Raw genomic sequence first — 26926 nt, 5'->3', positions numbered from 1 at the left:
GCTTGTACCGCCTGCCACGGCCATTTGATTTGGTCGGTGTCAGACTGTCGGCTTATGCCTTATTTTTTACCGAAGAATGACCAATATAATGCTAGATCTCGCACCGCTTGTCCTTTTTCATGACCAGCTTATTATCGTGCTCAACAAGCCTGCGGGCATTCCCGTTCATGTCGGGCCCTCCGGAAAGGACTGTCTGGAGGATTATTTCGACCAAATCCGCTTTGGCCTGCCCCGCCTCCCTGCTTTGGCGCATCGTTTGGATGCCGATACCAGCGGCTGTCTTGTTTTGGGCCGTCATCCCAAGGCCTTGCGCCGTTTGGGCCGTATTTTCAGCCAGGGACAGGCCCAAAAAACCTATCTTGCTATTACGAAAAACCGCCCCGAGCAAACCGAAGGCCGCATTGATCTGCCGCTTTTGAAGGTAAGCAGTAAAGCGAAAGGGTGGCGTATGCAGGTGGATGAAGCGGGAAAGCCATCCATTACCGAGTATCGGGTGCTGGGCGGACAAGATGGGCGATACTTATTGGAAATGTCCCCTCTCACGGGCAGGACACACCAAATACGTGTGCATTTGGCAGCCCTTGGCTGCCCAATTCTTGGCGAACCCAAATATGCCGATCGCGATCAAGACGAGTCTCATCTTCACCTTCATTCCCGCAGAATTCGGTTGCCTCTTTACGCAAATAAAGGCGAGATTGATGTGATCGCCCCTCTTCCCAAACATTTTGAGAAAGCCCTTAACAGGATGGCGCTAGGTAATTTTTTCCGTTAATCTACCCTTCACAATTTTTTAAAATTTCTGATATGGTTTCGGCCGCATCATATCTTGAGGTTGCAATTTCATGCTTCTTTCGTGTTAATTATCAACAGCTTTGTTTAAGGTACTGGAATTTATAGAGTGGTTCCCGATTGCGAGCTTACACGCCCTGTGCATTCGGATATGTCGCTTCGCGCGACAAGTGAACAGCTTACCAATTATTTTGAACTGGTAAGCCATGGCATGTGTATTTTCGACGGCTCCCTTCGCTTTTTATGGGCGAACAGGCAATTCCGGGATCTCATGGAATATCCGGCTTCCTTATGTAAACCGGGAACATCTATCGACGCATTTGTGGCTTTTGATTGCCGGCGCGGGCTTTATGGATCGGCCGACCCGGCCAGCATTGCATCGGAACTCAAGATCGAGCTGAGTGCCCTGAATAGCTCTCGTTTTGAAATTCAGTTGCCCAACGAACAGATTATCGCAATCGACCGGCGGCGCGCAGATGATGGTGCTTTCGTTTTTGTTTGCACCAATATCACGTCGACCAAAAGAAACGCCGAACGCAGCAATCAAGACAGTGCTATCATCCGGCAATTGGCTGATGCGGTGGTTCTCACCGATCTTCAATATCGCATCATTTTTAAAAATCCCGCTTATCTCAAGCTGTTTGGCGTAACCCTTGAAGAGAAAAAGCCTCATTATCTCCCGCCCCATGATATGACGGCGCATATTTCCTATGAGCACTTTATCGAGGATATGGAGCATGCGATCAGCACATTGGGGCGTTATGAATTTGAATTGATCCTGCCCCTACAGAGCGGTGACCAAAAGACCATCCACGGGACCTTGATGCCCCGGCGCGACCGCTCTGCCAATCATGTCGGCTATATCGGGCTTTATCATGATGCAACGCACCATGCCAAAGACCGGCATCGGCTGGACCGACAAGACCGAGTGATCGCCCAATTAACGGATTCCGTTGTGGTCGCAGATCATGCCGGGCGCGTGTTGGATTGCAATCCTGCGACAACAAAAATCTATGGTTATTCCCTTGAGGAACTGAAAGGTAAGCCTTTTCTTGAAATCATTCAACCCGTTGGAGAACAAGAAGAACCAGCCCGTATCGCTTCTGAGACATTGCGTTCAGGCCAAAGCTGGCATGGCGAGTTGAGCCTGCGCCACAAAGACGGGCACATTGTGATCACCGACTGCATAGTCCAACCCTTCTATGATGAGAATGGCAAACATATAGGTCGGATCGGTATTCACCGCGATATTACCGAGCGCCATCGAGCGAACATGGAAATCCACCGCCAGAATCTCATTATCGAACATATGTGGGAAGGGGTGATCGTCACCGATTGTGCCGGTAAAGTGGTGAAATATAATGCCAGCGCCAGCCGTATTCTGGGCCTTGGTTCCGAAACCCCGGAATCAGAAAAAGCGCACGATCTTTTGCAAGATATTGCACAGCAAGTGGCGCAATATGGGCGCTATGAAGGCACCTACCAGCTGGGTGAAAAAAATGGCGGTTTCATCCATATGGAATGTTTGGCCATGCCCGTTCTGGATCAGGCAGGCAAGATAGATCGGGTGGTCAGTGTGCACCGCGATGTCACCGATCGTGTTCGCAATCAACAAGAACAGAAAGCTCAGGCCGAACGGCTCGAGCGTTCACGGCGCCTGGAAACGCTTGGCCGTATCGCAGGCGGTATTGCACATGATTTCAATAATCTCCTGACCCCTGTTTTGGGATATGCGCATCTTGCCAAGGCAGACTTACCTGAAGGAAGCCAGCCCAGAAACGATATCATGCGGGTAATCAAAGGCATGGAGAAAGCCCGCGATATGGTGCGGCAGATTCTGACCTTCGGCCAGCGTATTGATGCACCAAAACAGCCCGAGCATTTTGACACGCTGATCGCTTCCAATCTCGATCTTTTGGAAGGAAGTCTCTCTGAATCCATCAAGGTCGTCTGGAAGCCCGGCTGTGGCGATGCCGTTATTGCATGCAATAAAACGGCCATTGGTCAGATCTTGATGAATTTATGCTGGAATGCGGCTCAGGCCATGCCCGAAGGTGGCACACTTCTGATTGAAACAGATCAGGGCGGTGACTGGTCCAATATCAAGCAGGATCATGATCTGGATGGAACGGCCCATGTGCGCTTATTGGTCGGCGATACCGGGCCGGGCATAGAACAATCGAATATCGATCTTATCTTTGAGCCTTTTTTCACCACGAAAAGCTCAGGAAGCAATACCGGGCTCGGCTTATCCGTTGTTCACGGCATTGTTCGCGCCCATGGTGGCGTTATCACCGCTTCAAACAGGCGACCCAAAGGGGCCTGCTTTGAAGTTTTCTTACCACAATATATGGATGCTTCTGGAGAAAGCCGTCCACAACAGGCCCCCGGTGCCAATGATGCACGCCATGGCCGGGGAGAAACGATCCTCATTGTCGATGATGACGATGATGTGCGGGAACTGATGGCCCGCATGCTGTTAAAATCTGGCTTCACCCCTTTGAGCGCCTCAGACGGCTTTCAGGCTTATGAGCTCTTGAATAAAAATCCAGACATTCGACTGGTTTTAACCGACCTGAACATGCCCGGCATGACAGGGGAGCAACTGGCCCGAAAAATAAGGGACGACGGGCGCAGCATCCCGATCCTGTTGATGAGTGCCATTATCGACGCCCGTATCGTGCGTGACTACCAATCATGGGGTGTTCATGCGCTTTTGCACAAACCGATCATTCCAGATGACTTAATTCATGAGCTTTTTTCGCACATCAATCCAACCAAAGATCAGGATTGTGCAGAAGAGAATATCTGTTGACCTTTACATGAAGATGGGGATTTTCATGGAGAATACCGCGATAAACCTTGCCAAAAGACCGCAAGCCATCGACGGCGCACGTATTTTAGTCGTTGAAGATGATGCAGAAATTGGCGATCTGGTGGAGCGCTGCCTTGCGGCAGAAGGCCACCATATACACCGTGCTGCAACCGGTGCAGATGCCTTGGACAAATCCAATGACATCCCCCTTGATCTGGCCATTGTGGATCTGGGATTGCCGGATCTGGATGGCATGATTTTGGTGCGTCAATTCACAAGCCGATACGGCATTCCCGTTCTGGTTCTAAGCGGTCTTGCGCAAACGGCTCAACGGGTGCGTGGTCTGGAAGAAGGGGCCGATGATTATATTCCCAAGCCCTTTGAACCCGAAGAACTCGTGGCCCGCGTTGGCGCCTCTTTAAGAGCACGACGCCAAGCATCCAGCGGCCCTACAATAAGTGGAAAGCGGATCAGGGTTGATGATTGGATTGTCGATATTTTACGGGAAACCCTGTTTGAACAGGATGGCCGCGCCATTCCCCTTTCCAATGCAGAGTTCAAGCTTTTGCAAGCCCTGCTCGATCACCCCAACAAAGTGCTGTCGCGCAAACATATCCTGAATATGACCCACACCGATATGGATGCGACGGAACGCAGTGTGGATATTCAGGTGACCCGCTTACGGCGCAAGCTGGAACAAAATGGCACACGCCCACAGCTGATCCGCACGGTACGCCGGTTGGGTTATATGTTGGTTGCAGACCGGATTGAACCCATCGATTAAGCCTGTTCACACGGCCTAACAAAACCATCCCCCAAAGAGCATTTTTCGTTTCTTTGGGGGCAAAAGACCGGTGCATGGCCTCTCAACAAAGAGCGCGACCTTACCTTAATCGCCTATTGGGGCCCGGTCATCTTTTCAATCTTCAAGAGCAAGCGTTTCTACATCGCTTTTTTCTGGCAAAACCACACAGGCCGCCTTCGCTTTTTGAAGCACATCACAAATATCGCGGCCCGCGCTATAGCCTGAAACCGGGCCGATCAAAAGCCGCCAGACCTCCTCTCCGTCATTGGATCGGGCCTGCTCGAAAAGCGGTACAAAAGAGGATAATACCTTCAAAGATTTTACACTTTCCCAGCCGCGCTGAAGCCGTGCTTCGCTGGAAAAAGACCCCAGTTGCAGGTGATAGCCGGGGATTTCCTCATCGCCCGTTTCTTCATCGGTGGTATCAATCACGCTTTCATCTGCAGCAGATGGCGTGGGGGCAATGGGTGCTTCGGCCATTTGCTCTGGCCCTGCCCGATCTTGCTTAACAAGCGTTTGATCGACCTTGTCTGAAACGGTGGCCATATCCTCAAGATTTGCAGAAGAAATCGGCGGTGTTTCCTGCGTACCAAGATCATCAGCAAGCTCTACAACCACCACGGCAGCATCCTGATCGGCTGTTTTCGCCTCTTCTTCGGTATCTTCAGCTATGATGGCTTCAGCCACACTGTCTTCTTGCTGCGGCAATTGGCCAAGAAACACCGCCTGTGCCCGATCTTGGGGGGCCAGATACGCCAGCCGATCATAAAATGGCTGATTAACCTTCACCTGTCCAACAGACATCACTTGAGATGCAATCAAGCCAGCTTCTTCTGCATTGCCCTCCATCGCCACAACCAAGGCAAGGTTTTCCTGCGCCGCGTTGCTGGGCGCCCCCCCCTCATTTTTATTTGCCGCACTTGCCCGTTCGCTCAACGAGCCGAGAATATCTTTGGCAGCATCAAATTCCCCTGAAATTGCAAGGGACAAAGCCATATTGCTCATAATATCCGGATTATCAGGGGAGCGAACCAGACCTTCCGCATAGGCTTTGCGCGCCATAAGTGGTTGCCCCATCAGATCATGGGCAATGGCGGCCAGATTATAGCTTTGCGCCGTTCCCCGGCCTTTTTTGTGTAGCCGGTCGAGCAATTCCAGTGTTTTTTGCGGGGCGTGGTCGCCAATAGAAAGCGCGGCCAATGTTATCAGGGCTTCATCGTGATACGGGTCCAGAGCCAAGGCCCGCTCCAGACTCTGCCTGGCGGCATCCCGTGCTCGCATTTCAAAAAAATTCCGCCCGATCGCGGCATGAATATCCGGATCTTTGGGATCTTCCTGAACGGCCTGACTATAAAATTGCATAGAGGTTTGCCATTCCCCGGCCTCTTGAAATTTCTTGCCAAGACGCTTGAGACGGGCAGCATCCATATCGGTAACACCAGCCGAGCGCCCCCGATCGGGAGCTTCAGGCTGTGTGGCGCACGCGCTTAACACAAGAAGGGCTGAAAAGCAGGCTATCGGAGCCAATTTCACCTTCATTCTTTCACGCTCCCCATATTTTCATTCCTTATTGTCTCGCGGATTGAGCAATTGAGCAATCTCTGCGTCAGAAAAACCGAATGTCGCCAAAATATCTGCGCTTTGCTCTCCGGGTAAAGGCGGGGGGCCCTGCACCCTGCCCGGTGTTTTCGACAAGCGCGGGGCCGGCGCAGGCTGGCGCAAACCATCTTGTTCGATGAATGTTTCCCGCGCCACCATATGCGGATGATCCGGCGCTTCCTTATAATCCAGAACCGGTGCGAAACAGGCATCGCTTCCCTCAAAAATCGCACACCACGCATCACGGCTTTTCTCGGCTATCCGTTGCGTGATGGCGGCCCGCATAGCCGGCCATTGCTTCATATTGAAAGGCTGCGCAAAGGCCGGATTGTCATGAAGCTCCATCCGCTTGACGAAATCAGCGAAAAATTGTGGCTCCAATGGCCCAAGCGACACATATTTCCCGTCAGATGTTTCATACACATCATAAAAAGGCGCACCACCGTCCAATAAATTCGCGCCCCGCTTGCTTTGCCACAAACCGTCAGCATCCAGCCGATATACAATGCTCATCAGGCTGGCCACACCGTCCACCATTGCCGCATCCACCACTTGTCCCTGCCCCGTGGTGCGGGCCGATAATAAAGCGCACAGCATCCCAAACACCAAATAAAGCGCCCCGCCGCCAAAATCCCCCACCAAATTCAACGGAATGGCCGGCTTTTGCCCTGCGGTGCCGATGGCAGCCAAAGCACCGCTCAAGGCAATATAATTGATATCGTGGCCTGCTTTTTGCGCCAAAGGTCCGCTTTGGCCCCATCCTGTCATGCGGCCATAAACAAGGCGCGGATTCACCTTCAAGCAATCATCGGGGCCAAGGCCCATGCGTTCCATCACGCCGGCGCGGAATCCTTCGATCAAGCCATCGCTTTGGGCCACAATCCGCAGCAAAGCCTTGCATCCGGCTGGGGATTTAAGGTCAAGCGCAACAGACTGTCGCCCACGATTAAGAATATCATGCCGGGGATTGCCAATCCCCTGAGACGCACCGGGACGGTCCACACGAATAACCCGCGCCCCCTGATCGGCCAGCAGCATGGCAGCAAAAGGCCCCGGCCCGATCCCGGCGATTTCAACAATCGTGATCCCTTTTAATGCGCCCATGACTTTCATTCCCTTATGAAATTCTTATCTGAGACTGCCTGACATGCCATGCTATGGCTAGAGTACGAACTGCCAGTTTCGGTTTTACTGCCAAAAGGAGAATTCTATGCGCAGCGAAAAGGTCACCTTCGAGGGTACACAGGGAAAACTTGCCGCGCGGCTTGATCTCCCCGAAGGGCGTCCGCGCGTTTATGCCTTGTTCGCGCATTGCTTTACCTGTTCCAAGGATGTGTTTGCAGCATCACGTATTTCCGCCGGATTGGCCGAGCTTGGAATTGCCACTTTGCGCTTTGATTTTACCGGATTAGGGGCCAGTGACGGCGAATTTGCCAATACAAATTTTTCCTCCAATATCGATGATCTGCTAAAAGCCGTTTCCTTCATGCGCGACAACTATGAAGCGCCGAAATTGATGATCGGCCACAGCCTTGGCGGAGCCGCCGTTCTTGCCGCGGCTGGCGGCATCGAAGAAGTAGAGGGTGTGGCAACGGTGGGAGCGCCCTTCGATCCCGAGCATATTCGTCATCATTTTGAAGATCATATCGAAACCATTGCGAAAAATGGCGAAGCGGAAGTAACCATCGGCGGACGGCCATTCCGCGTGAAAAAGCAGTTCCTTGATGACATTGCGGGCCACGATCAAAAAGAACGCATCGCCAATCTGAAAAAGCCTTTATTGGTGTTTCATTCACCGCTTGATCAAATTGTCGGCGTGGAAAATGCGGGAAATATCTTTGCGGCGGCAAAGCATCCGAAAAGCTTTATTTCGCTGGATAAAGCCGATCACCTGCTGAGTGCCAAGGAAGATGCGGCTTATGTTTCGCAGGTCATCGTTTCCTGGGCGCGGCGTTATGTGAAAGGGCTGGAAAACCCCGAATTGAAAAGCCGCTTCAAACCCAATGACGATCACACCATCGTTGCCGAAGCGGGAACCGGAAAGTTCACGCAAACGGTCAATTCCGGCGGCCATATCCTGATCGCCGACGAGCCGGAAAGCTATGGCGGCGACAATCGCGGTCCCTCCCCCTATGGCTATCTGTTATCCGGCCTTGGTGCGTGCACATCCATGACCATCCGCATGTATGCAGACCGCAAAAACATTCCGCTCGAGCATGTGTCCGTGCAGCTTAAGCACTTAAAGATTCATGCAAAAGATTGTGAAAATTGCCACACGGATAACGGCATGCTGGACAAGATCGACCGTGAAATTGAATTGATAGGAGATCTGAGCGACGAACAACGCATAAAGCTGTTGGAAATCGCTGATAAATGCCCTGTGCATCGCACCTTGCACAGCGAAGTGCTCATCGACACAAAACTGGCCGACGCCTGATTGTCGTCCGTCTCGTTATTCCCGGGCTTGATCTGGGAATCCAGCCTTTCTCATGAAACAAAAGCCTTCCGCCCGCTCAGGACTCCCGGATCAAGAACCAGATCCGGGAGTGACGGGTAAGGAAGGTTTTTTCATTATTTCTTCGGCGGTTCCACAACGCGGATATGCAGCTCGCGCAGTTGTTTTAGATCCACGCTACCCGGTGCACCCATCATCAGGTCTTCCGCCTTTTGATTCATCGGGAACAAAATCACTTCACGGATATTGGGTTCATCGGCCAGCAACATCACGATGCGGTCGATGCCGGGGGCCAAGCCACCATGGGGCGGTGCGCCATAACGGAAGGCATTAAGCATCCCCGAGAACTTTTCTTCCAGAACATCATTGGAATATCCGGCGATTTCAAACGCTTTCATCATGATATCGGGACGATGGTTCCGGATCGCGCCGGAGCTTAGCTCGATCCCGTTACACACAATGTCATATTGATAAGCGAGAATATCCAGAGGGTCTTTGGTTTCCAGCGCTTCCAGACCACCTTGGGGCATAGAGAACGGATTGTGCGAGAAATCCACGCGCTTTTCGTCCTCATCATATTCGAACATGGGGAAATCGACGATCCAGCAGAATTTATATTCATCCTGATCGATCAGACCCAGCTCTTCCCCGACCCGGGTCCGTGCAATCCCTGCCAGCTTTGCCGCTTGTGCAGGCGTTCCGGCAGCAAAAAACACGCCGTCATTGCCCGAAAGGCCAAGGAACGACAACAATTGGGCCGTTTTTTCTTCCCCAAGATTTTTGGCAATGGGACCGCCGGGTACACCATCCTTGATATTGATATAGCCCAGCCCCGCATAGCCTTCGGAGCGTGCAAAATCGTTCATCTTGTCAAAGAAAGCACGGGGGCGCGCGCCCGCACCGGGGGCGGGAATGGCCCGCACCACAGAACCTTGCTCGATCAGCTTGGCAAACAAGCCAAAGCCCCCGCCACGGAATTGTTCGGTGACATCAACAATTTCAATGGGGTTGCGCAGATCGGGCTTGTCATTGCCGTATTTCAGCATCGATTCCGCATAGGGAATACGCGGGAAAGGCGGTTTCGTTACCGGCTTTTTGCTGAATTCTTCAAACACACCATGAAGAACCGGCTCAATGGCATTGAACACATCTTCTTGGGTAACGAAGCTCATTTCCACATCGAGCTGATAAAATTCACCGGGGCTGCGGTCAGCTCGGGCATCTTCATCGCGGAAACAAGGAGCAATCTGGAAATACCGGTCGAAACCCGCAACCATGATCAACTGCTTGAACTGCTGTGGCGCCTGAGGCAACGCATAAAATTCACCGGGATGCAAACGCGACGGCACCAGAAAATCCCGTGCGCCTTCCGGCGACGAGGCGGTGAGAATCGGCGTCTGAAACTCCATGAAGCCTTCATCTGTCATGCGGCGACGGATGGACGAGATCACCTTGGAGCGCAAAACGATATTGCGGTGCATGGTTTCGCGGCGCAAATCCAGAAAACGGTATTTCAAACGGATGTCTTCGGGATATTCCTGCTCGCCAAACACGGGCATCGGCAATTCTTCCGCCGCGGACAGCACTTCGATCTTGTCGCAATAAACCTCGATCTCGCCGGTATCCAGATCCTTGTTCACCGTATCGGGCGTACGCTCGACCACATGACCATCGATACAGATCACAGATTCAGAGCGCAGCCCTTCTGCAACGCTGAAACTGGCACTATCCGTATCCATAACCAATTGTGTGATCCCATAATGATCACGCAGATCGATGAACAGCAAATTGCCGTGGTCGCGCTTACGGTGCACCCAACCGGACAGGCGCACGGTATCGCCCACATGGCTTTGGCGCAGATCGCAGCACCGATGCGTACGATATTGATGGATGGTTTTGGCAGTATCTGGATTGGACATAGAGATCACTCGAGCTTGTTTCCGGCGAGCCGGTTCTGGCAATGTGGTTTTGGCAGTCTTTCAATTGCGGGTAAAGCGCATGGATCGCCACTCTTTGTCAAGCATACCAACCGCCCTATCTTGTATTGTTCAAGGCTGGGATTGCAGACAAAAGATGTGTATAGCTCAATTTTTAACAGACAGAATTATCAGCACATGACCCTGATCACCGATACAGCCTCTCTGGAGGCACTTACAGAACGGCTCTCAAAAGCGGCCTATATCACTGTCGACACCGAATTCATGCGCGATAGCAGTTATTATTCAAAGCTGTGTTTGGTGCAGGTTGCCGATAGCGAAGGGGCCTTTGCCATCGATACATTGAGCGAAGATCTCGATCTCGGCTCTTTTTACGATTTGATGTTCAATCCTGATGTTTTGAAGGTCTTTCACGCCTGCCGGCAAGATATGGAAATATTTTTCCATGCCACAGGAAAACTGCCTGCACCCATTTTCGATACACAAGTGGCGGCGATGGTCTGCGGTTTTGGCGAATCCGCCGGTTATGAAACGCTGGTAAAGCAGATCGCCGGAAAATCGCTGGATAAAACCGCCCGCTTCACCGATTGGGCGCGGCGACCATTGTCTGACCGGCAGCTGGACTACGCCTTGGGGGATGTGACCCACCTTCGTGTGGTTTATGACAGGCTTTCCAGCCAACTTGTCTCCAGCAAGCGCGAGGCATGGGTGCTGGAAGAAATGGAAACTCTCACCAGCCCGGCCACCTATCGCCTGGAGCCACAAGATGCGTGGAAACGGATCAAATTCCGTTCTGGCACGCCGCGCTTTGTGGCCCGTTTGCAAGCCTTGGCCCAGTGGCGGGAGGAACAGGCGCAAAGCCGCGACATTCCCAGAAACCGCGTGGCAAAAGACGATATTTTGCTTGAAGTGTCCGCCCATCCCCCTTCAAGCCCGGAAGCACTGGATCATGTAAGGGGCTTGTCCAAAGGCTTTCATGCCAGCGCCACGGGGAAGGATTTATGGAAAGCCCTGCAAAATGCACAAGCTTTACCCGATAGCGCCCTGCCCGTTTTGCCAAAGAAATCGCGTGTTCCGCAAAAAACACCCCCCATCGCCGATCTTTTGAAGGTGTTGCTAAAAAGCCGATGCGATGAACTGGGCGTGGCGCCAAAACTCGTCGCCAATAGTGCCGATATTGAAGAATTGGCGCGGCAAGATGATCCGAAAATCAAAGCCCTGACCGGATGGCGTTATGATGTTTATGGCCGCGATGCCTTGGCTTTGAAAAACGGGGAACTGGCCTTGACGGCTGACGGATCTCTCATTGAAATCGTCGAGATCGAGAAAGACTGATCCGCAGCAGCACGCGCTCCGCGCCCTTTGTGGCCCTAAACGCTTATCTTCGTCACTCCTGGACTTATTCTGGGAGTGACGAAAGAAAAAGCGGCCATGCAAGAGCAAAACACAGCCTTCAAGAATCAATCATCGCGATATACTTTTTCCATTTTTTCATGCCGCTCCTGCGCTTCGAGCGTCATGGTTGCAATGGGGCGCGCATCCAGCCTTTGCAAAGAGATGGGATCGCCTGTCACCTCGCAATAGCCATATTCGCCCTGATCCAGCCGACGAAGTGCCGCCTCGATCTTGGCCACAAGCTTGCGCTGCCGATCCCGGGTACGCAATTGGATCGACCAATCGGTTTCCGAAGAAGCCCGGTCCGCTATATCTGGTTCTTTCAGGCTGTCTTGCTGAAGGTTCTCTAAGGTTTCGCGCGATTCTTTCAGAATTTCTTCGCGCCACGCCACAAGTTTCCGGCGGAAATATTCCTGCTGACGCTCGTTCATGAACTCTTCGTCCTTGGAGGGACGATAATCCGATGATAATTCTGTATCCATGCCGTCTATCCGCTCCTTATCTCAAAGGTCATCTGCGGAAGTTTTTACCCACAGGCACCGCACATATCCCCCTTAGCAGCCATAAGAACCACAAGCCCAACCCATGAGCATGGCATGTGCGACGCGCAGTTTTTATAAAGATTTAAGAGCAAAGCGGCAAGCGGTTAGAACCGCACCGGACCGATTCTTTCAAAATTTTGAAGAACCGTGTGCAAATAAGTCTAACTTGTTGATATGACTTGCTTATTGTTCCAGCTTGGCCAGTTCGACCTCGGCGCGCAATTCGATATCGTCCAGAATGGACATCAAAGCCGGGTCTTCTAAGCCTTCCCGTTGTTGGCGTGTTGCCTGTGCAAGTTGGCGCAGCTTGCCTTGTGGAATGGCCCCCAACAACAGGCCGCGGCGCACCTCTTCCAAAATATCGAGCATATCCCGCGCCCGGGCCAATCCTTTTGATTGAGCCCCCGCTGCATCCGGCGCTTCTTGTAAGGACAAGAGCGATTCCACCGCTGTAACAGGCGCCGATTGCGCCGCACGCGCGGTCCCCGTTGCCGCGCTGGAAGAAGAGGACTGCTCAATGGATTGCGCAAATGTCGCGCCATCGCCCGAAGCCTTTGAAGACTTGCGCGCGGATTTTGTCTGATCGGTTTTGCCAGAGCCATAAATACGCATGACCACAATCTACCCGCCACAGGCCCCCAAGAGCAAGACTTGCCGACATAACAGGTAATTTTCGCCGCCACGGCTTATCTTCCCGCGGAACGCACCATCTAACCACATGATTATAAATAATAATAATTTGGCACGAAAATCGCATAACAAGCGTGACCCAGTTTGGTTGCAAGAAATGCCCCCTGATTGGTTTGCTTTAATGAAAGAGATGCCGCTTATGTTCACGCCCCGCACATCAAGAATCAGTGGTTTCACACGCATATTGGCTTTGTATGGCCTTTGTGCCTCTCTTGTTTTGGCCCTTGGGGCGCCCGTATCAGCCAATGCAGCATCGCGGTTGAAAGATCTGGTGAGCGTGGAAGGCGTGCGCGAGAACCAGCTTGTAGGCTATGGGCTGGTTGTCGGGCTGAACGGCACGGGCGACACCTTGCGAAACGCCCCTTTCACCCAGCAAAGCATCGAATCCATGCTGGAACGGCTGGGCGTAAACACCCGTGACGCCGCCAATATGGTCACCGACAATGTGGCGGCCGTCATCGTAACCGCCGATCTGCCCGCCTTTTCCCGCCCCGGCAATCGCATTGATGTGCAGGTCAGCACCATGGGCGATGCGGAAGATTTGCGCGGCGGTGTGTTGATGGTCACTCCGCTATTGGGGGCCGATGGCGAAGTATATGCGGTGGCCCAGGGCCCCATTGCCGTTGCCGGATTCGCCGCCACAGGTGCTGCGGCCAATATCACCCAAGGCGTACCCACTTCGGGGCGCATTGCCAGTGGCGCGATTGTGGAACGGGAAGTTCCGTTTGAGTTTGCCAGCATGCAGCAGGTGAATTTGTCTCTCAAGAACCCTGATTTCACGACCGCCAAACGCATTGCTACCACCATCAATAATGCCATTGGAAGCAATGTTGCGCAGATGATCGACCCGTCCACCGTGCAGCTTGTCCGTCCCGCAGGGTTCGATGCGCCGCTGATCCAGATGGTTACGGATGTCGAGCAATTGACCGTCGAACCCGACACCCCTGCCAAGGTGGTCATTGATGACCGCTCTGGAATTATCGTGATGGGGGCCAATGTACGGGTCAGCACCGTGGCCATCGCCCAAGGCAATCTCACCATCCGCATCAGCGAAACACCGGTGGCGTCCCAGCCCAACCCCTTTTCCGATCAGGGCGACACGGTGGTCTTGCCCCGCACCAATATCGAGGTGGACACCGAAGCCGAAAACCGCCTTGCCTTGGTTGAAAACAGCGTCACCTTGCAAGATCTGGTGAATGGCTTGAATGCCTTGGGCATCGGACCGCGCGATATGATCTCGATCCTGCAAGCCATCAAGGCCGCCGGTGCCTTGCAAGCCGATATCGAGGTGATGTGATGAACGTGACCTTTGTGCAAACCGGCGGCCCGGATTTGGGACAAGCCGCCCTCGCCGGAGCAAAAGCCCGGATCGATGGCGCCCGGCAAACAGCGCTGGCATCAGCGAAAAGCAATGATATTTCGGCCCGTGAAGCCTCTATGCGGGAAGCGGCAGAAGGCTTTGAAGCCGTGTTTCTGGGGCAAATGCTTGCTCCCATGTTCAGTGGATTGTCCAGCGATGGCCCCATGGGCGGCGGCCATGCGGAAGAGGTCTTTCGGTCGATGCTGGTGGATGAAATGGGCAATGCCATCGCCAAAGCGGGCGGCGTGGGCGTTGCTGGCCCTGTCTATGAAAAACTGCTGTCCCTTCAGGAGATATGATCATGACCATGCAAAGCCGGACGGAGCAAAAGACCGATCTGCCCAAAACAGTGCATAAATTTCTGAGCATAACGGATCAATTGACAGCCCTGCTCGCCAAAGAAAACCATTATCTGGAAACCCGCCGCCCCCGCGAAAGCCGGGCATTGGTCGGGGAAAAACTACGGCTTACCCAGGATTATCGGGAAGCTCTTGGCCAATTACGGGTGGAAGAAGCCTCGGCCTTGGGGGAAAAGGGCTCGGACATACGCAAGCAGGTCGCCAAAAAAACAGAAATTTTCCGGTCAGAATTGGCCCGCCATGCAAAGCTGATCATTCGCTTGAAATCCATCAGCGAAGGCGTTGTAAAGGCCATCAGCGCCGAAGCCATGAAGCAGAAAAACCCCGTGCAGCATTATGGCAATAACGGGCGCATGACCGATAATCGCGGGCTAACGGCCTCGCTAACCCTTGATTGCAATATTTGATGTCTCGTTCAGGGCCAGTTCCACCGATGATGTCAGGTGCATCTGATTGGCAAGCGCTTTCAAACGTCGCTCCACCACATCATTGACGATGGTTTCAAAGCCGTCATCCACTTCCAGCACCAGATGATCGCCACTGCTTTTCAGGCGCACCCGCTTCAACAATTTGGATGTTCCGCCCGATACGCGATGACCCAAGCGCAGGGCGGCCCCTAAAACCAGCGCCTGCTTGACCTCTTCCGCCGATAAAAGGCTGCGGCACAAACGCGCCAATCGACTGTTTTGCGAGCCGCCATTGATTTGGTTCAGGGCCAATCCCACAAAACCGCGATCCCGGTGATCCACCCCCACAAACCGCCCGTAAAGAATTTCCATCATGGCACGTTCGGCCCGAAAATCCGGATGGCCGCGCCAGGCAATGTCGGAAAGCAGACAAGTGCCGTAATAAAGCCGTTCCATAAAGGCCGGGGCCTTCGAGCCTTTGAATACGGGCGCAATCCAGTCCATCAAGCGGTCGCCATGTTCTTTGAAGCGCCCGCCGATTTCAGCCATTTCCCGTGCCGCCGATATAAACGGATCTTCCTGCTTTTTCTGATCAGAAAGATGTTTATAGGCAATCCCTTCCCGCAGGCCCAGCGACGAGGTGATCACCCGCTTGGGCTTCATGATTTTCAGGATATTTTGCAAAATCAAGGCAGCAAGTGGCAGGGTTCCTGCACGCCGGGACGGCACATCGCGCACTTTGGCAAGGCTTTCGGGTTCTTGTGCGGCAATCAACCCCGCCAGATTTTCCGCCTCTGCGCCTTTGATGGAAAAACCATGTAAAATCTGCAAAACTGCATTTTTCTGCACAAGATTGACGCGGCTTACCGCGCGCCATGACCCGCCAACAATATAAAAATTCTTATCTTGGCGATTGACCAGCCAATCCACCGTTGCAAGTGCGGTGGCGATCTCGCCATCAATGGATGCCGTATCGTCGCCATATTCCCCCATCAGCCGCAATGGACCAATGGGCAAGGTGAGTCTTTCCTTACACTGCCCTTTTTCTACCTCGATCAATTCAAGGCTGCCGCCTCCCAGATCACCCACAATGCCATCGGCATCGGGAATACCGGATATCACCCCATAGGCCGATAAGGCAGCTTCTTCCTTACCGCTGATCACTTGCACCGGAATTCCGGTTTCCCGCTCTATTCTTTCAACGAATTCCGGCCCGTTTGAAGCATCACGCACCGCGGCCGTTGCCACCGCTTCGATGCGTTTGACGCGCATGGTTTTCAATAACAATCGGTAACGCCGCAAGGTGGCAATGGCGGAGTCAACCGCCTCATCATCCATGCGGCCCGTTTTTCCGACCATCCGGCCCAATCCGCACAGAACCTTTTCATTGAACAGGATATGCGGATGACGGCTCAATCTGTCGAATACCACAAGGCGAACCGAATTCGACCCGATATCAATCACGGCGAAATGGTCGCGCGGATCGTAGATAGCCTTTATCAGGGAGCTATGAGACACAAATTTCGTTTCACCCTTATGCGGTTCGGGGAGGCGCTTCCCACCGCAATCCATTGAAATTCCGGACCCTATTGAGCTGCGCGCCACCGGTCAAGAGCGCACCCATGCCTCATGATCCCCTTCAAGACTGCGATGCCGAAGCCACAGCGGATCCATCCGGCTTGGTGCTGCCGGAATCGTGGAAAGAAAAATCAACCTCCAGCTTTCCGGGGCGTTCGGATTCCAAGGCACTGCCGCGCCCGGAAAGGCTAGGATTTTTCATGAAATACATATGCGCCGAAAAGGGGTCTTCGCCCTCTTCCGGTTTTATTCTTTCATAAGCGCCTTCCGAATCCAAAGACCAGCTTTGCTGATTGTCCTTCAAATTCGCCACCAGAACCTGCCCCATGATCTGTTCGTGAACCGTGGGGTTTTCCACCGGCACCAAAGATTCAACGCGCCGATCGAAATTGCGCGGCATCCAGTCAGCGGAAGAAATAAACAATTTGGCATGGGGGGATGGCAGGCTGTGGCCATTGCCAAAACACACAATGCGGGAATGCTCCAAAAAGCGACCAACGATGCTTTTTACCCGGATATTGCGCGATAAATCCGGCAAGCCGGGCCGCAAACAACAAATACCGCGCACAATCAGATCGATTTCAACACCAGCCATGGAAGCTTCATAAAGCTTTTCAATAATGGTCTGATCCACAAGGGAGTTCATCTTGGCCCAAATCGTGGCCGGACGCCCGGCGCGGGCATGGGCGATTTCCGCATCGATCAATTTGATCAAGGTACGCCGGATATCAAAAGGCGACATCGCCAATTTTTCCATATTGCGTGGACGCGCATAACCCGTGACATAATTGAACAACCGAGCCGCATCCCGCCCAAGCCGGGGATCGGCGGTAAAAAAGCTCAGATCCGTATAAATACGGGCAGTAACGGGATGATAATTACCCGTACCATAATGCACATAGGTTTGAAGCGTGCCGCCTTCGCGCCGCACCACCATCGACACCTTGGCATGGGTTTTCAGATCGAGAAACCCGAACACCACCTGCACGCCCGACCGTTCCAGATCACGCGCCCATTTGATATTTTGTTCTTCATCGAAGCGGGCTTTCAGCTCTACTAACGCTGTTACCGATTTTCCCGCCTCTGACGCTTCTTTCAAGGCATCGATGATTTCCGATTGGGAGCCAGCGCGATACAGCGATTGCTTGATAGCCACCACATCGGGATCACGGGCGGCCTGACGCAAAAAAGCATGCACCACCTCGAACGATTCATAAGGATGATGAACCACGAAATCCTTGGCCCTTATGGCGCGAAAAATATCGCCGCCATGATCGCGCAATCGTTCGGGATAGCGCGGATTATAGGGTTTGAATTTCAAATCCGGCAAATCGTCGATAATCAATTGCTTGATTTCCCCGATCCCCAAAAGGCCATCCACCCGGCTGACCGTATCCGGATCGGCATCCAATTGATCGATCACCATTGCCGCCAGATCTTCCGGCATGCTTTTGTCGATTTTCAGCCGGATCACCCGCCCGCGCCGACGCCGCTTCAAAGCGGTCTCAAACAGGCGAATCAAATCTTCCGCTTCTTCTTCGATCTCCATATCGCTGTCCCGCACAATGCGGAACACACCACTTCCTTGCAGATCATAGCCGGGGAAAAGCTGGTCCAAAAACAGGGCGATCAATTTTTCCAAGGGCAAAAAGCGTATTTTTTCCGAAGGCAAACGGATGAAACGGGACACCTGATCCGGAATGGGCAAAAGCGCGCGTATCTCTTTGCCATCCGTGCTTCGGGTCAAGGACAGCACCAAAGAAAAGCCTAGATTGGGCAAAAACGGAAAGGGATGCGCCGGATCGATGGCCAAGGGGGTGAGCACCGGGAACACATTGGCGAGAAAATACGTCTCGAGCCATGCCCGCTCCTTGCGGGAAATATCCTCGGCCTCCAAAACGGACAAACCGCGCTTGTGCATTTCTTCACGCAACTGCCGCCAGCGCACCTGTTGTTCGGTGATAAGAATGTCCGCTAATGCATTGACACGTCTTAATTGCTGCGCTGGTGTCAAACCGTCACTGCTCACGGTTTCAATGCCGGAATCCACAAGCCCGCGCAGCCCCGCAACGCGCACCATATAGAATTCATCCAGATTGGTGGCGGAAATTGATAGAAACCGCAAACGTTCCAAAAGCGGATGATTGGTGTTGCCCGCTTCTTCCAGAACCCGTCGGTTGAAATTCAACCACGATAATTCACGATTGATGAATTTATATCCGGGGGCGGCCTTTTGGATAGCCGCACGCATTGTCCGTATGGGCTGCGCCATCCCTTGGCCCTGCGGATGCGGTTTTTCTGCCACATCTTGCCCTGTGACATCAGCCTGCTCTGCAATCAAAGCCTGGTCCGTCACTTTTGAGGACTGGTCAAGCGATTTGGATGCAGACATAAGGCAAAGCTCCCGAGAAAACACATATCCAGCCTAGACATGGCGCCCAAATCCCGCTGCGCAAGTATGAAGGCCATATCCCAAGGCCATTATGTCATAGAAATGACAGGTCGCTAAGAACAGCGCGGGCCAAAGGCAGCGTAATCGGTTTTTTGCGCGCCAAAGACGCCGCATCAAGAGCCGCCACGGTTTTTTCCATAGCGGCAAAAGACCGCTCGATGCGCGGGATCACATAATCCACCAGTTTCGGGTCGGCGTGCAATTGCCGGTCCGACAAGCGCTTCACCATCAAAGCAGCAAGTAAATCATCGTCCGGCGCTTCAATATTGGCGATGGGCGTGGCCAAAAGCCGGGACCGCAAATCGGGCAAAGTCACATCCCATTGCGCCGGTGCCACACGCCCGCTCAACAGCAAAAAGCCTTCCCGTTCGCGCATCCAGTTATATAGATGAAAGAGATCCACCGGATCGAGCCGTCCTTCTTTCAATGCCTGATCCGCATCTTCCACAATCACCGCCGGATGGGGACGCAACATCAGACGGCTTCTGGCCCCGACCTCTTCCGCCGTCACCATATCCGCATTGGAACGCGCCCGCCATACCGCCGCCAAATGGGATTTGCCGCACGCCGCAGGCCCGACAATCGCCAAAGCATGAGACGGCCAATCGGGCCAGCGATCCATCAATGCAACGGCTGCCGCATTGGACGAGGCAATGAAAAAATCTTCGCCGCGAAAGCTTTGCCGGTGCGGAAGATCAAGCGCCAATTGCATTATGATGGCTCCCCCGCCGTTACATCATTTTCAAGAACAGCCGATGACTCTTCCGCCGATGGGGTCTCAAAAGCCTTCCCTTCGGTTTCTTTCCGGTAATGCGCCATGGTCCGCCGTACCAACACCGAAACCACCGCCGCAACGGGCACCGCAATCATCACCCCGACAAAACCGGCCACTTCGCCGCCAGCAAACACCGCGAACAAAACCCAAACCGGATGCAGCCCCACATGATGGCCCAAAAGGCGTGGCGTTAAAATGGCTCCTTCCAAGGCTTGCACCACCAGCCACACACCGGCCACAAGGCCAAGCTGAACCCAATCCGGCCCCCATTGCCCAAATCCGACAATCAGGGCAATGGCCGCCGCAAACAACATACCTAAAAACGGTATGATTCCCAGCAATCCGGCCAAAAGCCCAAGGATCAGCCCATAATCCAATCCCACGAGCGACCAGCCAGCGGAATAAAGCACCGCCATTGCGGCCATGACGCTCAATTGCCCCCGTACAAAGCCCGATAGAACCCGATCGATTTCCCGTGCAATGCCCCGGATTGTCGGCGCTTCCGCCTTTGGCAAAAGGCAATTGCCCTGTTCAATAATTTTGTCATAGTCCCGTAGCAAGTAAAATGCCGCCATCGGGGCAATCAAGATCAACGCCAACAGATTGAAAAAGGCCAATCCTCCGGCAAAAAGCTGCCCGCCCAAATTTTTCACACTGCCAAGCCCTTGCTGCAGGGCCGAAGCCAGAACGCTTTGCGCTTCCCGACCGATATCGCTGCCAAACTCCGCCTTCAGATCCATCATCGCCATATCGATCTGGGCACGCACGGTTTCGATCACACCAGGCAAGGCCTTGATCAAGCCACTGATCTGGTTTTGCAAAAGCGGCCACAGGGCCACCAAAGCACAAAGACCGATCACCGTCCCAAGCCCGATCACAAGGCCGGCAGCAATCCCCCTGCCCATTCCCCAGCTTTCCAGCCGATCCACCAAAGGGTCCAACAAATACGCCACCGCAAACCCGACAATGAACGGCAGCAAAATCCCCCGTGTGAGATATGCAAAAAGCAAAAACACCGCCAGAACCAGCCACGGCACATAGCGCGTCAGCGCCGCACTGGGCCGCCGCGGTTCTTTCGTGTCTTTCATCGCCCCCCCTTGATCTGTCATCGTGGATCATTCCCTTGCACATTTGCCCCCATATCGCGGTCTTGTTGTTCCGAGGTAGGTTCCGACCGTGTCAGCACATAGCCTTGTTGGCGTTTTTGCAAAGACAGGCGTGCTTGAGACAGAGCCAGCGTCAATTGCTCAAGATCGCCAATATAGCGGAGCTCGAATTCGGATAAAGGCAATCCGATTTGCGTGACATCAAGGGACCGGATAAGCGAAATTCCCGACAAGCGATTGCGCAATGTGATCCAGTCCTCAAAGCTTTGCACCGGCGCAATCACCGAAATCAGCGATTGCCCCTGCCCTGCTGTGACCAATGTGCGCGCTTTCCATGCGGTGTCTGCCTCGGTCATAACATGGTCGGCAGCGCGGGCAAGCAAGGATTCCAATGGTTCATCCGGCTCGGCAACCACCACCCCTTGGCGCGCGGCCATACTGTCTGCTTCCGCCTCTGTCAGGGGGCCGATCCCGATCTGATAGGATATCTTGCGCCGGTTCTTTGCATAATCGAATCCCACCGTGGCTGTTGCCACCACCGCTTTTGACACCCCAAAGGCGTGGGCAACGGTGCCCAGCATATCCGGAGAGGCTTCTTCCAGAAGATGGGCCGAGGAAAAACGCCGGGCCGTGAAGCTGTTTTTTGCAAAGTGATAGGCAATCAGCCGGTTTTCCCGATCAGCCCCTGCCAAGGCCTGCCGCCATGGATGCTCATCATAAACATGCCGCACACCGCCCGATATAAACACCGGAATCAGCACATAAGGCCCCGCAGACGATTCGGTATAAGCAACCCCTGCCTTGGTGAAGATATCGCGCACGGCATCCGCCGAAAAAGTGACATCCACCTTTGCCAAATAGCGTGTGGCGGACGACCGCTCATCCCGAATATCAACGGCGCGGACCAACTGTTCCAACAAGGGGTCGCTGGCGGGAGGCAACAAACCGGCATCCTCTGCCGCCACCAGCTTTTTAATCAGCCGATCCCATGCGCGGGTTCGCGCTTCGGTCAAGGCAAGCTGGCGCGCCAAAGTGGCGGTTTTCGACGATTGATCCACCTCTATCCCGTGAACAGCAAACAGCCGGTCATCATCTTGTGCGCGCGCATCGGAAATGCCGGGGCTGACCCACAACCCGAACAGCCACAACAACATGATGAAAGGACCGGACAATTTCACATCTGTTCTCCTTTGGTTCGCCCCACTGTAACGCCTTGTTTGCAAGGTTGGAACCTTGATGCGCGATTTCGACAATCTGATGGCGCAGCGTTTTCGGGTCCAGCCCTCAAACCCGCGCTATATCATCATTGTCGCATCAACGCTTCGATTTCGCGTTTTAACGGGAAAGGGACTTGCTCTCGCTGTGGATTTCCCTTCATGTTGCTCACCCCTCGAATCGGTATCAGAGGACATGCCATCGTGACCGGAAAAAGCCCCCGATCCTATACCTATGCGGACTCTGGCGTTGATATTGCCGCCGGCGACGCCCTTGTAGATGCCATCAAGCCCGCTGCGGCCTCAACCCGCCGATCCGGTGCCGATGCGGCCCTTGGCGGCTTTGGGGCACTGTTCGATTTGAAAGCTGCCGGCTATCATGATCCCATTCTGGTTTCCGGCACCGATGGTGTGGGCACCAAGCTCAAAATCGCCCAGGCCGCGAACAAGCACGATAGCATCGGCATTGATCTGGTGGCCATGTGCGCCAATGATGTTCTGGTGCAAGGTGCGGAACCCTTGTTCTTTCTTGATTATTTCGCCACCAGCCGCCTGTCCGGTCCTCTTGCCGCAGATGTGGTAACCGGTATCGCCGAAGGATGCAGACAGGCCGGCTGTGCCTTGATTGGCGGCGAAACGGCAGAAATGCCGGGCATGTATAGCCATGGTGACTATGATCTGGCGGGCTTTGTTGTGGGGGCCGCCGAACGGGGCAGCCTGATCACCGGCGAATCCATCAAAGCAGGCGATCATCTGATTGGTCTGGCCTCCTCTGGCGTTCATTCCAATGGATATTCCCTGGTCCGCAAACTGGTGGCCGATTTGGCGTTGGATTACAGTGCGCCCGCGCCTTTCGATGGATCCCGAAGCCTTGGCGAGGCGCTGCTTACCCCGACAAAACTTTATATAAAAAGCTGTCTTCCCTTGGCCCGCAGCGGCGCCATCAAGGGGATGGCACATATCACCGGCGGCGGGTTGCTTGAAAATATCCCCCGGTGCCTGCCCAAGGGCGTGCGGGCTTTGGTTGATGCTTCAAGCTGGCCCTTCCCTGCGGTATTTTCCTGGCTACAAGAAGCCGGGCATATCACCCCCTTTGAATTGGCCCGTACCTTTAATTGCGGCATTGGCATGGTGTTGGTTGTGGCTGAATATGCGTTGGACAGCACTCTTGAGGCTTTGCGCGCCGCCAATGAAACGGCCTATGCCATCGGGCGCATCGAGCCGCAAAAAGACGGGGAAGCAAGATGTCGCATCTATGCCCACAAAAGCGCATGGAACAGCCGTGAAGGCTTCGATACCGATAATAAAGGGATTGAATAACCCATGGCCCGCATGAACCTCGGTGTTCTCATTTCTGGACGTGGCTCCAATTTACGTGCCTTGATTGATGCCTGCGCGGATGAAAATTTTCCCGCCCGCATCGCCGTGGTCATTTCAAATCGCAAAGATGCCAGCGGGTTGAGCTATGCCCGTGAAGCCGGAATCGACACGCTGGTGATCGAGCATACGGATTTCGACAGCCGCGCCGATTTCGACAATGCCTTGCATGTGGGGCTGACCGACTATGGGGTGGAGCTGGTGTGCCTTGCGGGCTTCATGCGTTTGCTGGACCCGGAATTTGTCAGCCGCTGGCACAACCGGATGATCAATATCCATCCCTCTTTATTGCCAAGCTATCGAGGCCTGAAAACCCATGAGCGCGCGCTGGAAGATGGTGTGCGTTTTACCGGCTGCACCGTGCATTATGTGCGCCCCGAAATGGACTCCGGCCCTATCATCATTCAAGCCGTTGTACCCGTTCTGGACGACGACACAGCGGCAACCCTGGGGCGCCGGGTACTGGGATATGAGCATCAGATTTATGTGGAAGCGGTGCGCCTGATTGCCTCGAAACAGATCAGACCTTCGGGAGCGCGGGTAACGGGCAAGGATCTGGATCTGCCGCAACAGGGCCTGATCAGCCCCATACCGGTTTCCGGGCCTTTGCCCGACAATTCATCCGGCTCCTGACCCTTTGGCCACAAAAAAGGCGCGGAGAAATTCCTCCACGCCTTCCGTCTCGGGTGACCGCCCAAAGCGGCATTAAATTCAGCCGACGATTTCAATGCCGGAGAAGAAATAGGCAATCTCGATAGCCGCATTTTCAAGGCTGTCAGAGCCATGAACGGAATTGGCTTCAATGCTTTCGGCAAAGCTTTTACGGATGGTGCCTTCCGCAGCATCGGCAGGATTGGTGGCGCCCATGATTTCGCGGTTTTTCAAAACAGCATTTTCGCCTTCCAGAACCTGCAAAACAACCGGACCGGATGTCATGAAGGCCACAAGATCGTTGAAGAACGGACGCTCTTTATGCACGGCATAAAAACCTTCGGCCTGTGCTTTGGTAAGCTGGGCACGCTTTTGCGCAACAATGCGCAAACCGGCGTCTTCCAACATGGCATTGATCTTGCCGGTGAGATTGCGGCGCGTGGCATCGGGTTTGATGATCGAAAAGGTACGTTCAAGAGCCATGATAGCGATGTCCCTGACTTTTAATTACTGGGGAAAAGGTTCGCGCGGCTTGTAAGCGATCGCAGCATTAACTGCAAGCATTTGCGCTTGTCTGTGCGCTTGGCTTTCTTCTTTTTGGGGCAAATGGTTTCCGTGCGCCCAAAAATGTACTAGAGCGGTCCCATCATGCTGCATATCAAAGATCTGACATACCGTATTGGCGACCGTCTTTTATTCGACCGCGCCACCACCCATGTGACACCGGGCCAGAAAGTGGGTCTGATCGGTCGCAATGGGGCTGGAAAATCCACACTTTTGGGGCTGATCACCGGCACCTTGTCGCCAGAGGGCGGGTCCATCCATATTCGCCCCCGCGCCGCCTTTACTCTGGTGGGCCAGGAAGCGCCCGATGGGCCACGCTCTTTGGTGGAAGCGGTGCTGGATGCCCATTATGAAATGCGCGATCTACAAAAAGAGGCAGAAACCGCAACCGATCCCCACCGAATTGCCGATATTCATACGCGACTGGCGGATCTCGAGGCCCATTCTGCCACAGCCCGCGCCGCCTCTATTCTATCCGGCCTTGGCTTTGATGCCGAAGCACAAGCGCGGCCCCTGAACAGCTTTTCCGGCGGGTGGCGGATGCGCGTGGCTTTGGCCTCTGCCTTGTTCACCCGGCCCGATCTGTTGCTTTTGGATGAACCGACAAACTATCTGGACCTGGAAGGCGTCATCTGGCTGGAAAGCTTCTTGCGCACCTATCCCTATACCGTTGTGGTGGTCAGCCATGACCGTTCTTTACTCAACCGTGCCGTGACCTCGATTCTGCATCTGGAACAGGGTCGGCTGGTTTCTTATGCCGGTGGCTATGATGCCTTTGAAAATGCCCGGCTGTTACGCAATGAACGCTTGGCCGCCATGAAATCGAAGCAAGATGCCCAAAGGCGGCATCTGCAGGCCTTTGTGGATCGTTTCCGCGCCAAGGCCAACAAGGCCAGTCAGGCGCAAAGCCGCCTTAAAATGCTCGAACGGCTAAAACCCATCGCCTCGGTGGTGGAAGAACACACCGTGCCGTTCAATTTCCCCAAACCCTCGCCTTTATCGCCGCCCCTGATAACCCTTGATGCCGTATCTGTCGGCTATCAGGAAGACAAGCCCGTCTTGCGCAATTTGGACCTGCGGATCGACCCGGATGACCGCATTGCGCTTCTAGGGTCTAACGGGAATGGCAAATCCACCTTTGCCAAGCTGATTTCCAAGCGCTTGAAGCCCATGACCGGCAAGCTGACTGTGCCGCGTACCCTGAAGGTGGGGTATTTCGCCCAACATCAGCTTGATGAATTGCGGGCCAAGGAATCCCCTTATGATCATATGGCCCGTGTTATGCCCGATAGCACCGAAACCAAGGTGCGGACCCGATTGGGCAGTTTCGGGTTTTCCGCCGATAAAGCCGACCGGGCCGTGGAAACCTTGTCAGGGGGGGAAAAGGCACGGCTGTTATTTGCCTTGATGGCCCATGCGGCCCCGCAAGTGATGATTCTGGATGAACCGACAAACCATCTGGATATCGATAGCCGCGAAGCCTTGATCCGCGCTTTGAATGAATTTGACGGGACTGTCATTTTGATCAGCCATGATCGCCGGTTGGTGGAAGCCTGTGCCGACCGGCTGTGGGTGGTGGAAAATGGCGGCGTCCATTCTTTCGACGGAAATATCGAGGATTACCGGCAAAAGCTTTTGAAAGCACGCGGCGCGCGCACGGATTCCAATGACAAGGATCAAGCCGCCAATGATCAACGTAAATCCGACCGTCGGGCAGCAGCACAAGCCCGTGCAAAACTGGCACCCTTAAAGCAAGCTCTGGCGGATGCGGAAGCGCATGTGGATGATCTGACGAAAAAAATCGCCCGCATTGACCGTGCTTTGAACAATCCGGGGCTTTATGATGGTACGGTGGCCAATGGAGCCGCCAAAGCCGCCCATTTGCAACAAGAACAGGCAAAGCTGACGCGCGACATGGACGCGGCAGAAGAACGCTGGCTTATGGCGCAAGAGGCTCTTGAAAAGATAAAGCAGCCCAAAGAAATGGCCGACAAATAGCGTTCGAACAAAGTGCTGCGCTTCTTCTTGTAACCCCTCTGGTTTCAATGAACCCAAA

Annotated in this window: 22 protein-coding genes; 11 read left to right on the top strand and 11 right to left on the bottom strand. The window is 53.8% G+C overall.

Going from position 1 to position 26926, the window contains the following annotated elements:
- The first annotated feature begins 88 nt into the window (after positions 1-88).
- From IEX96_RS02300 to IEX96_RS02290, 3 genes are all read left to right on the top strand, one after another.
- On the top strand, positions 89-772 hold the full coding sequence (locus tag IEX96_RS02300) for an RluA family pseudouridine synthase (protein ID WP_229773472.1): 684 nt from the start codon (positions 89-91) through the stop codon (positions 770-772).
- A gap of 168 nt (positions 773-940) precedes the next feature.
- On the top strand, positions 941-3604 hold the full coding sequence (locus IEX96_RS02295) for a PAS domain S-box protein (protein ID WP_188873406.1): 2664 nt from the start codon (positions 941-943) through the stop codon (positions 3602-3604).
- 25 nt (positions 3605-3629) lie between these two features.
- Positions 3630-4388 carry a response regulator transcription factor gene (locus IEX96_RS02290; protein WP_188873405.1) on the top strand — a complete coding sequence of 253 codons (759 nt, stop codon included), beginning with the start codon at positions 3630-3632 and terminating at the stop codon, positions 4386-4388.
- 135 nt (positions 4389-4523) lie between these two features.
- Here IEX96_RS02290 and IEX96_RS02285 read toward each other — a convergent pair whose 3' ends face one another.
- Positions 4524-5948 carry an SPOR domain-containing protein gene (locus IEX96_RS02285; RefSeq protein WP_150005930.1) on the bottom strand — a complete coding sequence of 475 codons (1425 nt, stop codon included), beginning with the start codon at positions 5946-5948 and terminating at the stop codon, positions 4524-4526.
- Positions 5949-5969: 21 nt separating this feature from the next.
- Positions 5970-7112 carry a CaiB/BaiF CoA transferase family protein gene (locus IEX96_RS02280; RefSeq protein ID WP_150005929.1) on the bottom strand — a complete coding sequence of 381 codons (1143 nt, stop codon included), beginning with the start codon at positions 7110-7112 and terminating at the stop codon, positions 5970-5972.
- Positions 7113-7218: 106 nt separating this feature from the next.
- On the opposite strand from IEX96_RS02280, the gene IEX96_RS02275 reads away from it, so the two are divergent.
- On the top strand, positions 7219-8445 hold the full coding sequence (locus IEX96_RS02275) for a bifunctional alpha/beta hydrolase/OsmC family protein (protein WP_188873404.1): 1227 nt from the start codon (positions 7219-7221) through the stop codon (positions 8443-8445).
- Positions 8446-8579: 134 nt separating this feature from the next.
- Here the strand turns inward: IEX96_RS02275 and aspS are convergent, their stop codons facing one another.
- Positions 8580-10355, bottom strand: coding sequence for an aspartate--tRNA ligase (gene aspS, locus IEX96_RS02270; RefSeq protein WP_188873433.1), 1776 nt, complete (start codon positions 10353-10355; stop codon positions 8580-8582).
- Positions 10356-10577: 222 nt separating this feature from the next.
- On the opposite strand from aspS, the gene rnd reads away from it, so the two are divergent.
- Positions 10578-11735: a ribonuclease D gene (gene rnd / locus IEX96_RS02265; protein WP_150005928.1), complete on the top strand. Its 1158-nt coding sequence runs from the start codon at positions 10578-10580 to the stop codon at positions 11733-11735.
- A gap of 125 nt (positions 11736-11860) precedes the next feature.
- On the opposite strand, the gene dksA is transcribed toward rnd, so the two are convergent.
- On the bottom strand, positions 11861-12277 hold the full coding sequence (dksA, locus tag IEX96_RS02260) for an RNA polymerase-binding protein DksA (RefSeq protein ID WP_150005927.1): 417 nt from the start codon (positions 12275-12277) through the stop codon (positions 11861-11863).
- A gap of 243 nt (positions 12278-12520) precedes the next feature.
- The gene (locus tag IEX96_RS02255) at positions 12521-12949 is read right to left on the bottom strand and encodes a flagellar assembly protein FliX (protein WP_150005926.1); all 429 of its coding nucleotides are present in this window, start codon (positions 12947-12949) and stop codon (positions 12521-12523) included.
- A gap of 208 nt (positions 12950-13157) precedes the next feature.
- Between IEX96_RS02255 and IEX96_RS02250 the strand changes: the two genes are divergently transcribed.
- From IEX96_RS02250 to IEX96_RS02240, 3 genes are read left to right on the top strand one after another with little or no spacing between them, the layout of a single operon-like run.
- A complete protein-coding gene (locus tag IEX96_RS02250; protein WP_373293729.1) occupies positions 13158-14324 on the top strand; it encodes a flagellar basal body P-ring protein FlgI in 1167 nt (388 codons plus the stop codon).
- Positions 14324-14686 carry a rod-binding protein gene (locus IEX96_RS02245; protein ID WP_150005925.1) on the top strand — a complete coding sequence of 121 codons (363 nt, stop codon included), beginning with the start codon at positions 14324-14326 and terminating at the stop codon, positions 14684-14686. Before IEX96_RS02250 ends, IEX96_RS02245 begins: the two co-directional genes overlap by 1 nt.
- A 2-nt stretch (positions 14687-14688) precedes the next feature.
- Positions 14689-15153, top strand: coding sequence for a hypothetical protein (locus tag IEX96_RS02240; protein WP_150005924.1), 465 nt, complete (start codon positions 14689-14691; stop codon positions 15151-15153).
- Here the strand turns inward: IEX96_RS02240 and IEX96_RS02235 are convergent.
- The 5 genes from IEX96_RS02235 to IEX96_RS02215 all read right to left on the bottom strand — a co-directional run bounded on the left by IEX96_RS02235 (position 15130) and on the right by IEX96_RS02215 (position 22242).
- Complete coding sequence (locus IEX96_RS02235; RefSeq protein WP_188873401.1) at positions 15130-16671, bottom strand: Ppx/GppA family phosphatase; 1542 nt, start codon at positions 16669-16671, stop codon at positions 15130-15132. The genes IEX96_RS02240 and IEX96_RS02235 overlap by 24 nt on opposite strands.
- Before the next feature lie 121 nt (positions 16672-16792).
- The gene (locus IEX96_RS02230; protein WP_188873432.1) at positions 16793-19003 is read right to left on the bottom strand and encodes an RNA degradosome polyphosphate kinase; all 2211 of its coding nucleotides are present in this window, start codon (positions 19001-19003) and stop codon (positions 16793-16795) included.
- A gap of 214 nt (positions 19004-19217) precedes the next feature.
- On the bottom strand, positions 19218-19895 hold the full coding sequence (locus IEX96_RS02225; protein ID WP_150005922.1) for an HdaA/DnaA family protein: 678 nt from the start codon (positions 19893-19895) through the stop codon (positions 19218-19220).
- Positions 19895-21067 carry an AI-2E family transporter gene (locus tag IEX96_RS02220; RefSeq protein WP_150005921.1) on the bottom strand — a complete coding sequence of 391 codons (1173 nt, stop codon included), beginning with the start codon at positions 21065-21067 and terminating at the stop codon, positions 19895-19897. The genes IEX96_RS02225 and IEX96_RS02220 overlap by 1 nt, the downstream gene beginning before the upstream one ends.
- A complete protein-coding gene (locus IEX96_RS02215) occupies positions 21064-22242 on the bottom strand; it encodes a hypothetical protein (RefSeq protein ID WP_150005920.1) in 1179 nt (392 codons plus the stop codon). The genes IEX96_RS02220 and IEX96_RS02215 overlap by 4 nt, the downstream gene beginning before the upstream one ends.
- A gap of 240 nt (positions 22243-22482) precedes the next feature.
- Between IEX96_RS02215 and purM the strand changes: the two genes are divergently transcribed.
- Both purM and purN read left to right on the top strand, forming a co-directional pair.
- Positions 22483-23598 (top strand): phosphoribosylformylglycinamidine cyclo-ligase, encoded by a 1116-nt coding sequence (gene purM, locus IEX96_RS02210; protein WP_229773469.1) that lies wholly within the window; start codon positions 22483-22485, stop codon positions 23596-23598.
- Between the two features lie 3 nt (positions 23599-23601).
- Entirely contained in the window at positions 23602-24288 is a 687-nt protein-coding gene (gene purN, locus IEX96_RS02205; RefSeq protein WP_150005919.1) for a phosphoribosylglycinamide formyltransferase, read from the top strand.
- 78 nt (positions 24289-24366) lie between these two features.
- Here purN and ndk read toward each other — a convergent pair whose 3' ends face one another.
- Positions 24367-24789 carry a nucleoside-diphosphate kinase gene (gene ndk / locus IEX96_RS02200; RefSeq protein ID WP_150005918.1) on the bottom strand — a complete coding sequence of 141 codons (423 nt, stop codon included), beginning with the start codon at positions 24787-24789 and terminating at the stop codon, positions 24367-24369.
- A 165-nt stretch (positions 24790-24954) separates the two neighbouring features.
- Between ndk and IEX96_RS02195 the strand changes: the two genes are divergently transcribed.
- A complete protein-coding gene (locus IEX96_RS02195; protein WP_188873399.1) occupies positions 24955-26868 on the top strand; it encodes an ABC-F family ATP-binding cassette domain-containing protein in 1914 nt (637 codons plus the stop codon).
- Positions 26869-26926: the final 58 nt, after the last annotated feature.

The sequence above is a fragment of the Iodidimonas muriae genome (genome assembly GCF_014647255.1).
GTDB lineage: Bacteria > Pseudomonadota > Alphaproteobacteria > Sphingomonadales > Rhodothalassiaceae > Iodidimonas > Iodidimonas muriae.
The sequence above is the reverse complement of the archived record's forward strand: the minus strand, read 5'-3'. Positions and strand labels throughout refer to the sequence as shown.